At 56.8% G+C, this 12,404-nt stretch carries 13 protein-coding genes; 7 read left to right on the top strand and 6 right to left on the bottom strand.

Annotated features, from left to right (window positions below; genetic code table 11):
* The first annotated feature begins 3 nt into the window (after positions 1-3).
* A complete protein-coding gene (locus NUW46_RS15000) occupies positions 4-957 on the top strand; it encodes a DUF2860 domain-containing protein (RefSeq protein WP_418140513.1) in 954 nt (317 codons plus the stop codon).
* A 32-nt stretch (positions 958-989) separates the two neighbouring features.
* Here the strand turns inward: NUW46_RS15000 and NUW46_RS15005 are convergent, their stop codons facing one another.
* Both NUW46_RS15005 and NUW46_RS15010 read right to left on the bottom strand, forming a co-directional pair.
* Positions 990-2,039, bottom strand: a complete 1,050-nt coding sequence (locus tag NUW46_RS15005; RefSeq protein WP_418140514.1) for a mechanosensitive ion channel family protein — start codon at positions 2,037-2,039, stop codon at positions 990-992.
* Positions 2,040-2,112: 73 nt separating this feature from the next.
* Complete coding sequence (locus tag NUW46_RS15010) at positions 2,113-3,669, bottom strand: BCCT family transporter (protein WP_418140515.1); 1,557 nt, start codon at positions 3,667-3,669, stop codon at positions 2,113-2,115.
* 139 nt (positions 3,670-3,808) lie between these two features.
* On the opposite strand from NUW46_RS15010, the gene NUW46_RS15015 reads away from it, so the two are divergent.
* Complete coding sequence (locus NUW46_RS15015; protein ID WP_418140516.1) at positions 3,809-5,002, top strand: multidrug effflux MFS transporter; 1,194 nt, start codon at positions 3,809-3,811, stop codon at positions 5,000-5,002.
* Positions 5,003-5,109: 107 nt separating this feature from the next.
* Entirely contained in the window at positions 5,110-7,263 is a 2,154-nt protein-coding gene (gene ovoA / locus NUW46_RS15020) for a 5-histidylcysteine sulfoxide synthase (protein ID WP_418140517.1), read from the top strand.
* Here ovoA and NUW46_RS15025 read toward each other — a convergent pair.
* Entirely contained in the window at positions 7,238-7,408 is a 171-nt protein-coding gene (locus NUW46_RS15025; protein WP_418140518.1) for a hypothetical protein, read from the bottom strand. The genes ovoA and NUW46_RS15025 overlap by 26 nt on opposite strands.
* A 127-nt stretch (positions 7,409-7,535) precedes the next feature.
* On the opposite strand from NUW46_RS15025, the gene NUW46_RS15030 reads away from it, so the two are divergent.
* Positions 7,536-8,474, top strand: coding sequence for a GGDEF domain-containing protein (locus NUW46_RS15030; RefSeq protein ID WP_418140519.1), 939 nt, complete (start codon positions 7,536-7,538; stop codon positions 8,472-8,474).
* A 48-nt stretch (positions 8,475-8,522) separates the two neighbouring features.
* On the opposite strand, the gene NUW46_RS15035 is transcribed toward NUW46_RS15030, so the two are convergent.
* Positions 8,523-8,909: a pseudoazurin gene (locus NUW46_RS15035; protein WP_418140520.1), complete on the bottom strand. Its 387-nt coding sequence runs from the start codon at positions 8,907-8,909 to the stop codon at positions 8,523-8,525.
* Between the two features lie 368 nt (positions 8,910-9,277).
* Between NUW46_RS15035 and NUW46_RS15040 the strand changes: the two genes are divergently transcribed.
* Positions 9,278-9,907 carry a DNA-3-methyladenine glycosylase family protein gene (locus tag NUW46_RS15040; RefSeq protein WP_418140521.1) on the top strand — a complete coding sequence of 210 codons (630 nt, stop codon included), beginning with the start codon at positions 9,278-9,280 and terminating at the stop codon, positions 9,905-9,907.
* Between the two features lie 10 nt (positions 9,908-9,917).
* On the top strand, positions 9,918-10,409 hold the full coding sequence (locus NUW46_RS15045) for a nucleoside deaminase (RefSeq protein WP_176443066.1): 492 nt from the start codon (positions 9,918-9,920) through the stop codon (positions 10,407-10,409).
* On the opposite strand, the gene NUW46_RS15050 is transcribed toward NUW46_RS15045, so the two are convergent.
* Positions 10,379-11,245: a DMT family transporter gene (locus NUW46_RS15050; protein WP_418140522.1), complete on the bottom strand. Its 867-nt coding sequence runs from the start codon at positions 11,243-11,245 to the stop codon at positions 10,379-10,381. The genes NUW46_RS15045 and NUW46_RS15050 overlap by 31 nt on opposite strands.
* A gap of 38 nt (positions 11,246-11,283) precedes the next feature.
* Positions 11,284-11,697, bottom strand: a complete 414-nt coding sequence (locus tag NUW46_RS15055) for a hypothetical protein (protein WP_053112812.1) — start codon at positions 11,695-11,697, stop codon at positions 11,284-11,286.
* A gap of 125 nt (positions 11,698-11,822) precedes the next feature.
* Here NUW46_RS15055 and NUW46_RS15060 point away from each other — a divergent pair, with 125 nt between their 5' ends.
* Entirely contained in the window at positions 11,823-12,392 is a 570-nt protein-coding gene (locus tag NUW46_RS15060) for an NnrU family protein (protein ID WP_418140523.1), read from the top strand.
* Positions 12,393-12,404 lie beyond the last annotated feature (12 nt).

Raw genomic sequence — 12,404 nt, forward strand, 5'->3', positions numbered from 1 at the left:
AGAATGAAAAAATACCTCGCCCTCCCGGCTCTGTTCATCGCGATGCCTGCCTTCGCGCAACCGGCGCCTCAGAAAGGGTTCAGTGGTGAAATCTCGCTGAATGCGGGGATCATCTCAGCAACGTCCAACTTTAACATCGATGGCGATGCGACCATCAGTTCCCTCGAGAACAAGGCAGACAGCGAGACCGAGGGGCTGATCGCTCCACTTGGCAACGTTGCCTACACGTTCGGCGATGGACTGAAACAGCAGGTTTATTTTGGTACCACTCGTGAAGACATTGCGGTCGGCACCCTGGCTGTGCAACTGGGGTATAAACACAAACTCAGCTCCGGCACGGAAGTGGATGTTTCCTTTTTGCCAACGGTAATTTCGGGAGAAACCTGGCAAAACCCGTACGAGCTGAATACGCCAAGACAAGAGACTGACATCTCGGGCAACGCCTATCGCCTGCAACTGAACAGCATTTCCGGCTCAAACTTCAGTCTGGACCTTGCCTTTGCTACCACTGATGTTGAGGACGACCTGATCGCAGGAACCGACCTTGCTCGCGACGCCGAGAGCTACTACGCCAAGGGCAGTTATCGTTTCACCCTCTCGCAGACCAGCTTTGTCTCACCTTCTGCCATTTACATCCAACACGACGCCGACGGCAGTGCCAGCAGCTTCGACGCCTATGGCGCTGAAGTCAGCTGGTTTAATATTCTGGGCCGGCACAGTCTGGTTTTGACGGCCGGATTCACACAGCGGAACTACGACAGCGCCAGCACGCTGTTCAATAAAAAGCGCTCGGACGATGAACTCAGTATGTTTGCGGCTTACGAGTATCCGGAATTCATGGGCTGGAAGGACTGGTCATTTATTTCGTTTGCCGGCTATGGCAACACAGAGTCCAACCTGACCTTCTACGATGAGTCGTCGTACCTGTTTGCGGTGGGACTGAACTACAGGTTCTGATCCGGCCTGCCGCTCAAGCGCGAAACCCGGGCTCAGTTCTCCACCACCCGGGCCCGGAGCCTCGGTAGCTGGGCCGGGTAGTGTTCCTGGATGAAGGTTACCATGCCCTCCCGAACCGCACATCTCAGGTCCCAGTTCTTGCTGGAATCGGCAGCGCTCATCAAAAAACGCACCTGGATCGCCTGATCACTGGAATCGGTTACCTGTACCGATGAAAATTCTCCATCCCAAAGACCGGATTCATTCAGCAAGCGGGTAAATTCCTGTCTGAGTGGTTCAACCGGCATGGTGTAGTCCACCCAGACAAAGACCGTTCCCAGCAGCTCCGAGGTATTTCTGGACCAGTTCTGGAACGGGTTCTCGATAAACCATTGCAACGGCACCACCAGGCGGCGCAGATCCCAGACCCGCAAGACCACATAGGTGGCTGTTACCTCTTCCACCCAGCACCACTCGCCCTGCACGTGCAGGACATCGTCTATGCGGAAGGGCTGAGTGAGGGCGATCTGCATACCTGCCAGCAGGTTGCTCAATACCGGGCGAGCCGCGAAGCCAAGAATCAGACCGCCAACGCCGGCAGAAGCCAGCAGGCTCGCGCCCATATGCTGAACGGATTCGAAGGTCATCAGGGCAGCGCCCAGGCCGATAATAACGATCAGGATGTTCAGTGCCCGAACGAGAAAGCGGGTCTGGGTTTCGACCTTGCGCGCCCGTTTCCACTGCCCTTCCAGCACCGGATTTAGCGCCACAATGACCTCGCCGATGGCTGAGGTCAGCCGAACCGCCGCCCAGGTAATGGCGAGCACAAGCAACAGGGTTGTCACCTGCTGGACCGCCGCCATCAGGGGCAGATCAGGTGGTGCAGTCTGTAGAGAGCCAGCCAGCGCAAGCAGGCAAAAAACCACACCGAGCGCCCGCGCCGCCGCATCCAGGAACAACCTGATAACCGTTCTGGACTCGGAAAAGTGCCGGAACACAGCGAGGGCAAGACGGTAGACGATATAGGTGACCGCAACCGCCAGAATCGCCGAAAACCCCGGCCACAACCACGCCGTGAAACCGGCTTCAAACGATTCCAGCATCAGCCCTCCAGGAGCTTTCGATCAGAAGAGTCCGCGGCGAGCATGTTCCTGGCTCGCCGCGTTCCATAAAAGCCTAGACCAGGCCCTGCTCTCGCGCCATTGCCATGGCCGCTTTCGGGCCGGTCCAGAGCGAGGGAAGGATAATCAGCGAAACCGGAATCGCCGTCAGCACAATGAACTGCTGCAGCACACCAATCTGGCCGGCGCCCATGTACAGGAGAATTGCCGCCATCAGCGCCATGGCACCACCCCAGAACACACGAATCCACGGGTTTGGTTCGTCATGGCCTGCGCCGACCATGGCAATGGAATAGCTCATGGAGTCGCCGGTGGTGGCGACGAAAATGGTTGTCAGTAGCAGAATCGCAGCCGCCATCCAGGTACCACCGGGCAGGGCCTGTGCCACCGTCAGAGTGGCGACATCAAAGCGGAAGTTATTCAGCGCTTCGGTGAGGTCGAAGGTACCGGCAAGCTGGTGGTAGATACCGGAGCCCCCCAGGAGGGTGAACCAGATAGTGGTGGCGATCGGCGCCAGCACGGCTACCGCCAGGACCATTTCGCGTACCGTCCGGCCCCGGGAGATTCTGGCGACGAAGACCGCCATCAGCGGCGTGTAGCCAATGAACCAGGCGAAGAAGAACACCGTCCACCATTTCATCCACCAGGCTGGCGCCGTTTCGGCAGTCATGGTTGCCATGGCAAAGAAGGAGGTGACGTATTCACCCATCGACTGGGTGTAGGTATTTGCCAGGAACAGAGTTGGCCCGAAAACAAAAATGACACCGGCAATCACCAGCGCCAGTATGACGTTAAAACGGCTCAGCAACTGGATACCCTTGTGCAGACCGGTCATGGCAGATGTCATGTAAACGCCGGCTAGTACCACTAAGACGGTCAACTGGGTGCCATACCCGTCCGCCACGCCAAACAGCTCGTGCAACCCAAAGCTCATCTGGGTGGCGAGAAAACCGATGGGGCCGACGGTTCCGGCCACCACAGCGATCACACAGAAAGCATCAATAACCCCGCCGAGGCGGCCCTGAATCACCTTCTCACCGAAAACCGGGTACAGCAGCGTTCTCGGTTGCAGCGGCTTGCCCTGGCCGTAATGGGCCCGGGTCAGTACCAGCGCGGTAAGGGAGCCGAGCACGGCCCAGGCCAGGAATCCCCAGTGAGTAAACGACTGGGCCATAGCCGGGGCGACCGCTGCGGCGGAGCCGGCTTCGGTGTCAAACGCCGGGGGCGTCACGACGAAGTGGTAAACCGGTTCACCGGCGGCAAAGAACACGCCGCCACCGGCCAACAAGGTACACATGATCATCGACAACCACCGGAAACGGCCTATTTCCGGCTTTTCCAGCCCGCCGATCCGTGCGGCGCCAGCGCGGCTCAGGGCTGTGCCAATTGCAATGAAAAACGTCAGAAGTAGCAGCAACTGGAAAAAGGATCCCAGGTAGGTGGCGGTCCACGCAAACCCGGCGCCGATCAGGTCGGCCACGTTGCTGCTGTCGATGATTGAAGCACCCACGAACAGAAGAATGAAGCCGATAGTGAGCACCAGAACGACGGGATCACTGTCTGAAAACGGTCCGCTTCTGGCTCGCGGGAGAGATTGGGATTGAACGGTCATCTGGTCTGCCTCCGGAAGAAAAAGCCGCGCAGGCTACAGGAAGTGAAAGCCTCTTGCACGGGGGATTTCTGAAAATACGCATGGTCCGATGAAAAACATCACCGTATTGTTAGGATTCTATCTTTTTAGGAGGTTTCTTTTGTCCCATCTGTACCTGGCGATATTGCTTGGCATGACCGTGGCACTCGGGCCCTTGGCACTTGATGCCTACTTGCCTGCGTTTCCGGACATCGCCTATGGTCTGGGCATTGATCACGGGCATGTGGGGCTGACCCTCAGCGCCTATGTCACCACGCTGGGTCTGGCCCAGCTGGTTGGCGGCCCCCTATCTGACCGATACGGTCGCAAGCCAATCCTTTTCGGAGGACTGCTGATCTTCATGGCCGGAGCCGTGATGGTGTCTATGGCCGACAGTCTGTCCGACATGGTGTTCTGGCGGATAGCCCAAGGGATTGGTGGCGCCTTCTGTGCGGTATCGGTTCCTGCCATTGTTCGCGACGAAGTCAGTGGGCAAGACGCCGCAAGGCTGTTTGGCCTGATTGGTCTGATCATGTTCATAGCCCCGGCTGCGGCTCCCTCGCTGGGGTCACTCATGCTGGCGCTTGGCGAGTGGCAGTGGATCTTTCTCATGCTGGCCGGCTACGCGGCGTTTCTAGTGGTAGTTCTGCAGGTGGCGCTTTTCCCGAAGCTGAAACCAAGAGCCCCCATCAAGACACCGGTTCGATCCCTGGTGACCAACTATCTGCTCGTGCTCCGGCACACAACCACCATGCGGTTCATCGGGATACAGGTCCTCTGTTTCAGCACCATGTTGTTATTTATTACCCATTCCTCGTTCATCTACCAGGAGTGGTACGGTCTCTCCAACAGCACCTTCGCCATCCTGTTCGCCGCCAACATTGGCTTCATGGCTGGCCTCAATTTGCTCAACCGCCCCCTGCTGAGACGATTTTCCTCAGTCCAGTTGGTGCGCGCGCAGGTCATCGCCCAATGGCTGGCCCTTGTCGCTCTGGTTACCAGCGTCCAACTCCAGGGACCGCTCTGGTTGGTGGCAGGTTGCATCATTGTTGCCATTGGCTGCCAGGGCGGCATCGTGCCCAACAACATGGCCAACGCCATGGAATTCTTTCCGAACCTCAGCGGCACCGCAGCGGCACTGTTGGGCGCGTCGCAATTTACCATTGCCGGCGCCATCAGCACCCTGTCCTCAATCACGGGGGATCAGACATTGTCCAGCATCGCAATTGCTATGCTGGCTTGTTCAACGGGTGCTGTTCTTTTGGCGCTGGGCGCGCCCCGTGCGGTGACTTTGGCGAAAAAATCCGGCGTGTAACAATTTCAGCACAGGGATCGTCTAAACAGTTTTCGGGGAGGAATGAACCACCTCCTTCCCACAAGACGTATTGCTGTTAGCGAACACAACAAAGGACGTGGCCAGAAATGACAATGCCAATACCGGAAGTAGAATCTCCTACCAGAACACTTGAATCACACGCAGGCTTACTGAGAACACCGAATCTCACAGCCGGGGGCGCCGAGGACAAGCGAGACGAAATCGCTTCCTATTTCACGAATACTTTTGACACCTATACCCGCCTGTTCGATTGCCTGGCCGATGATGCCGGATATTTTTTAAAGTCGATCCCCCTCAGACACCCGTTGATTTTCTACCTGGGCCACACAGCCACCTTCTTCGTTAACAAACTGGTACTGGCAAAACTGCTACCCGAGCGCATTGACCCGCACATGGAGTCTATTTTTGCCGTTGGTGTCGATGAGATGAGCTGGGACGATCTGGACGAGGACCATTACGACTGGCCAACCGTGGCCGAAGTGATGGATTACCGGGCCAAAGTCCGTGCCACGGTTCTGGAGGTGATGGAAACACTGCCGCTCAGTCTGCCGATCAACTGGGAGAGCCCCTGGTGGCCCATCGTTATGGGGGTCGAGCACGAGCGGATACACCTGGAGACCTCGTCCGTGCTGATCCGCCAGCACGATCTGGCACGGGTCCGCCCCCAGCCAGAATGGGCACCCATTCGCGAAACCGGTGAAGCGCCGGAAAATGAACTGATTACCGTGCCCGCCGGCACAGTCTCCATCGGGAAAGCCTACGATGACGCCTGCTACGGCTGGGACAACGAGTACGGCGAGCATGACGCCGAGGTAGATGAATTCAGGGCCAGCCAATATCTGGTCAGTAATCAGGAATTCCTTCAGTTTGTCGAGGCCGGCGGCTATCAGGAGGACCGGTTCTGGAGCGAGGAAGGCTGCGCCTGGCGGCAATTTGCCGAGGCCCGGCACCCGACCTTCTGGCGCTGGCAGAATGGATGGTATTTGCGCCTGATGACAGAAGAAGTCGAGATGCCCTGGGACTGGCCCGTGGAAGTGAATTACCACGAGGCCAAAGCCTTTTGCGAGTGGAAAAGGGAACAAACCGGCCAGCCTATCCGCCTGCCCACGGAGGATGAGTGGTACCGACTTTGTGGTGAGGCTGGGATCGAGGAAGTGGGTCACGACCCTGCCAACGCAAATCTTCATCTGGATCACGGGGCATCATCGTGCCCGGTTACCCGTTTCAGGCACGGCAACTGGTTCGATGTTGTTGGCAACGTCTGGCAGTGGACAGAAACGCCCACTTACCCGTTCGATAACTTCAAAGTTCATCCGCTCTACGATGACTTCACGACACCAACGTTCGACGGGCAGCATAACCTTATCAAGGGCGGTTCGTGGATCTCCTGCGGCAACGAAGCCCGGCTATCGGCCCGCTACGCCTTCCGCAGACACTTCTTCCAGCACGCGGGGTTCCGCTACATCGCCTCTGAAAGCGAGGCGGTGCAACCCAACGCCTACTACGAAAGCGACCGGTTGCTGACTGAGTACGCGGAATTCCATTACGGCGACTCCTGGTTTGGTGTCGAGAATTTCCCGAAAGCCATGGCGGACATTGCTCTGGAAGCCATGAGGGGCAAGTCGAGAGGTAAAGCGCTGGACCTCGGCTGCGCCTGTGGTCGCTCCAGTTTTGAATTGGCGAGAGAGTTCGACCAGGTTGAAGGTGTCGACTTCTCCGCCAACTTTATCCGTCTGGGTGTGGAGATGGCCGAGCAAGGCTCCATCCGCTACGCGCTTGCAGAGGAAGGCGAGTTGGTCAGTTACCACACAAGAACCCTCAAAGAGTTGGCACTTGACGAGCACGCGGCGCAAGTCAATTTTTATCAAGGTGATGCCTGCAATCTCAAACCGCAGTACTCGGACTACGACCTTGTTCTGGCGGCCAACCTGATCGACAGGCTTTATAAGCCCAGACGTTTTCTGGACAGCATCCACGAACGGATAAACGACGGTGGCCTTCTGGTTATTGCCTCTCCCTACACATGGCTGGAAGAACACACACCTAAGGAGGAGTGGATAGGTGGTTTTAAAAAGGATGGTGAAAACCACACCACCCTGGATGGCCTGAAGGAGCACCTCTCAGAGCATTTCCGGTTAGTCAGTGAGCCGAGAAAGGTGCCTTTCGTGATCCGCGAAACCCGGCACAAGTTCCAGCATACCCTCTCGGAAGTGACTATCTGGGAGCGGTTGCCACGCTGATCAGCGCGGTCACCCCCTCTTTTATTGCCTCGTGGTCCACCAACTGATCGAGCCAGTTGGTGGCTACTTGACCGCTCGCCAGGCACAACAGCGCCCCCAGCACCATGTCTCTGTCAACGTTATCGCCACCCAGGTTGGTGTTCATGCGAAGCGCCAAAAGCGGTATTTTTGTTGCGTGGACTGGTTTATCTTAACCATAGGAGACAATGTTTCTATTACGTTCATCACGCAGACACAGAGCTGCTTTGGCTCGGTAATCGGAGAACAATGAATTGAGTGACAACCCCGCTGGACTGGTTGAAGATAGCTCCGTTTACAGAACCTTATTGGAGTCAACCAAAGCGATTCCCTGGAAAATCAACTGGCGAACCATGCGATTCGAGTACATAGGGCCCCAGATTGAAGCCTTGCTCGGCTGGCCCCAGGACAGCTGGCTAACCGTAGACGACTGGGCCACCCGCATGCACCCCGAGGATCGGGAGCGGGTCGTCAATTTCTGCGTATCGCAATCCCAGGCCGGGGTCGATCATGAGGCGGACTATCGGGCCCTCACCGAACGAGGAGAATACGTCTGGTTGCGGGATGTGGTGCATGTACTGCGTGACGATAACGGTGATGTCGAGGCTCTGATCGGCTTTATGTTCGACATCAGCGAGCGCAAGAAAACCGAAGACGAATTGGTCGCTCTGCAGAAGAAATTGGAAGAGTATTCTTACAAGGATGGACTCACCGGCGTCGCAAACCGCCGAATGTTTGATACCGTCATGAACGAGAACTGGAACGACGCCATCCGACACCAGTCTTCTCTGTCAGTCATACTGCTCGATATCGACAATTTTAAAGCGTACAACGATCTTAACGGCCATTTGCAGGGTGATGAATGTCTCAAGCGAATCGCTACGCTACTGGAGAACGGGGCCCAACGGCCCCGCGACTTCGTGGCAAGGTTCGGTGGTGAGGAATTCGTGATCATCCTGCCCGAAACGGACACGCCAGCTGCCATCAGTGTGGCTGAACGTTGCCGTCAGTTGCTTCTTGAGGAACAACTTCCCCAGGGAGACAGCCCGCACAGTAAACAGGTTACTATGAGCATGGGAATAGGCACTGTGATTCCCTCACGCCACGACCGCATCGCCGATTTCTTGGATCTGGTCGACCAGCGACTCTATAAAGCGAAGCGGGACGGCCGTAATCGAATTGTCTTCGATTAAAATAGAAAAGGCCGCGCAGTAATCTGAACGGCCTCTATCCCGATTGACTTACTTCTGGACTTGCTCAAAGTAACCGGTCAGACGGTCCTTGTTCGTTGCAGCGGCTGCAGTGAGCTTATCCACGGCGGCTTTCGCAGAGTCGTAGTTGACAGCTTCGCCTACCTGAATGACACCGGCCATGTTCAACGCGGCATGGGGCGTGCATTTATAAACGTATACGCCCTCTTCGTTCAGGGTCACCGTGATGCCCTCATTCATGGCTCCCTGCCAACCTTCAGCACCCTCAGGCACCTCTACGGACACTGAGTTGTGGGCTGGATCGACAAGGACAAATTTGACGGTATCGCCAGGCTCGGCCTTAACAAATCCCGGTTCAAAGACCATGGCACCGTCAGCGCCGGAGTTCTTCATTTCAACGACGTGTTCGGCCGCCATTGCAACTCCAGAAATAAAAGTGAGTGCAACTGCAGCAACGGTGTGTTTCAGCGTTAATTTCATGGTGACTGCACCTCATTGGTTGGTCATTGAAAGCACTGAGTGTTACGCATCCTACCCATACCAGGATCCCTTTCGACTCTAAGGGCATATCCTTATGGGAATGACACCCCTGGTTCGCCAAGGCTCGGCCCTGAGAACCAATGAGGGCCTGTTTCGTACAAATTGGCATCATGTCTTCGGATATTGAATGATGGCGGAACCAAAGATCGACGGCATACACTGCAAGAGCAAGCTCGCTCCTTTGTGCAACAGCAGATCCTGAACGGAGATCGGGAATCGGCGAGCCATTAAGCTAAAAGGGGTTTATGCAACAAAAGACAATTACTGACGAAACCTTGAGAATGGGCGTTGACGTTCTGGCCGAGAGAGATTCCGATTTATACAGGATCCGGGACCGGCTTGGGTACCCGCCACTCTGGGCTCGAGAGCCGGGGTTTGCCTCACTGGTGCATATCATTCTGGAACAACAGGTCTCGATCAAAGCCGCAGCCACCATGTTTCAGCGGCTCGCGTCGCATCTAGGATCGGTAACCCCGGAATTGGTCCAAAAGGCTGGCGAGTCTGAGCTGAGGCAAGTCGGGCTTACACGGCAAAAAGCCCGGTACTGCGTCGAGCTCGCCAATCGGGTTGCCAGCGGTGCGCTGGAACTCTCAAAGCTTGACACCCTTGACGATGCGCAGGGCCGAAGCCACCTTTTGGATATACCGGGTCTCGGGCCCTGGACCGTCGACGTCTATTACATGATGGCGCTCCGGCGAGCGAATGCCTGGCCTCAGGGAGACCTGGCACTGGCATCCGCGCTACAGGACATCAAACAGCTGGAGGCCCGGCCAACCAGAGATGAACAACTTGTTTTTGCAGAACAATGGCAGCCGTGGCGAGCTGTAGCAGCTCGCATGCTCTGGATGCATTACCTGGACGCACGAGGTCAATGAAGGAGGCAACGTGATCTACGAAACCGAAATGAAGCACCTGGCCCGCTGTGTGGAGTTGGCCTCAATGGCAGTGGACAGCGGAAACCCGCCTTTTGGCTCCGTGTTGGTGGATGAAACCGGTGCCGTCAGGTACGAGGGCCATAACGAGACTGCCGGTGGAGACGAAACCCAGCACCCCGAGTTCGCAATAGCCCGTTGGGCAGCTGCCAACATGACCCCGGATGAGCGAGCCGCCTCAACGGTATACACCTCCGGCGAACACTGCCCGATGTGCGCAGCCGCTCATGGCTGGGTGGGGCTCGGCCGCATTGTTTATGCAAGCTCGTCAGAGCAGCTTTCAAGCTGGCTGGACGAGCTGCATGTGGCGCCACCACCCGTGGCAACCTTGCCAATCAATCAGGTGGTGCCGGGTGTTCCTACTGAGGGTCCTTTCCCCGCTCTTGCAGACGCCATCCGCGAGCTACACCAGCGCTACGCCTTGGCGGAGCGAAACAAAACATAGTTCCCCAACAGCGCCAGGCATGCTCCCAACACAGCCGTTGCTGTCCATTCGAAGCCCTCGAGCCAGGTCGAAACGCTCAGGGCAACCACAGGGAAAAGCACCGTCGCGTAGCCGGCCTTGTCAGCGCCCAGAGTCTGGATGACCGTGATGTAGCAATAAAACGCAATGATGGAGCCAGGCACCGCCAGGAATACAGTCGCTCCCCAGAATGTCGCTGAAGTGGGCACCACCCATTCCACACCCTGCAACAGGCACCAGATGCCAAGAATCACCGCGCCGTAAACCATGGCCCATGCGTTGGCCAGGAACAGCGGCACCTGTGACATCCGCACCTTGATGCTGACCAGGTTACCCATGGAGAACCAGAAAGTTCCTGCAATGGCGAACAAAATGCTGGTGGCGGTGGCGTTACCCAGCTGCAAATCGTGCCAGAACAGCAGGGCCACACCGGTGATCCCCAGAGAGATTGCCGGATACAGCCGAGCGGTGGGCCTCAATCGCAACCAGAGCCAGCCATTCAGGGCATTAAACAGCGCGGCCAGGGAAAATACCACCGCCAGCAGACCGCTTGTCATCGATTCTGCCGCACGATAGATCAGAAGGAAGTTGATGCTGTACAGGGTCGCTCCCTGCAGTACCAGCCAGCCGTGCTGTTTCAGGGTAAGCCTCTCCAATTTGCGCGCGACGGCAAGAACCACCAGTGTCACCACAGAGGCCATAACGAACCGGTAAAACACGGAGATATCGACAGGGGCTGCTTCAACCTGCAGCCGAATCGCTGTCCAGGTCAGCCCCCAGATCAGTACCGTCAAACCATAGTGAGCAGAGATGGGCATGCAATTGGGATCCTGTAACTATCGGGAAGAACCGTTGGCTAGTTCACGATTCCTGATCGGGGCACCAGACACGCCATGGCCGTGAGCGAAACATCCCGGAATACCGCCTCCGAGGCAACAACACTCGGGAATCTATCGTAAAGCATCCGCCGACACGTAGAGGTTCGAGCTTCGGCTTTTTCGACGCAATCAGACTGGGCCGTCGCGCCACTACCCTCGCCCGTAACATCCGAGCAGAAGTCCGGAATCTGCCCGAAAATCCAGTCGACTGCAGCACTGAGTTCAACGGGATTGGCCCGCAAGTTGGAAAGGCGGCTTGCGTCGATGGGGTCGGGCTGTTCACGGGTCTGGTCCCAGAGAACAAACAGCAGGGCGGCAGATACCAGTACAACAGTCACCTTTGGAAACTTCATAGGGGCCTTTTCAATCCGGTGAATCAGATCGCCGATCATAAACGCTCAGGCATGTTCTGTCCCGGTTTCCTATACTACCCGGGACTCAATGCATTGGGGCCCGCTACGGACAACGGCCCTGACACTCAGGAACCACCCTCCAAAAGCCACAAGGAGTTCTGCAAATGGCCACACTGATTGTTGGTCTGATTCTGTTTCTCGGCGTGCATTCGCTCTCCATCGTAAACGAGCCCCTGCGCAACCGGCTGAATGCCTCTATGGGCGAGGGAGCCTTCAAAGGACTTTATTCTGTAGTGTCCCTGATAGGTCTGGTTCTGATCGTCTGGGGTTATGGTGCAGCACGGATGGATCCGACGGTGATCTATGTGCCACCCGCCTGGCTAAAGCACGTGGCCTTCCTGCTTCTGGTACCTGTATTCCCGCTGCTGTTTGCTACCTACTTCCCGGGAAAGATCAAGGCGAAGCTGGGGCATCCCATGCTGGCTGCTGTCAAACTCTGGGCGCTGGCACACCTTCTCGCAAACGGAATGCTCCACGATCTTCTGCTGTTCGGCTCGTTCCTGGCTTGGGCCGTTGCCGACCGGATCTCCATGAAGCGCAGAACCCAGCGGGCCATTCCAACGCTGCCAGCAACCAAAGCCAATGACGTTATTGCAGTCGCCGGCGGCCTGGCAGTGTATGTGGTTATGGTGGTGTGGGCCCACCAGTGGCTGTTTGGTGTGGCGCCAGCCTGATTGGCCGGCGCA

The organism is Marinobacter sp. MA (assembly GCF_048298425.1).
In the GTDB taxonomy this organism is placed as follows: domain Bacteria; phylum Pseudomonadota; class Gammaproteobacteria; order Pseudomonadales; family Oleiphilaceae; genus Marinobacter; species Marinobacter salsuginis.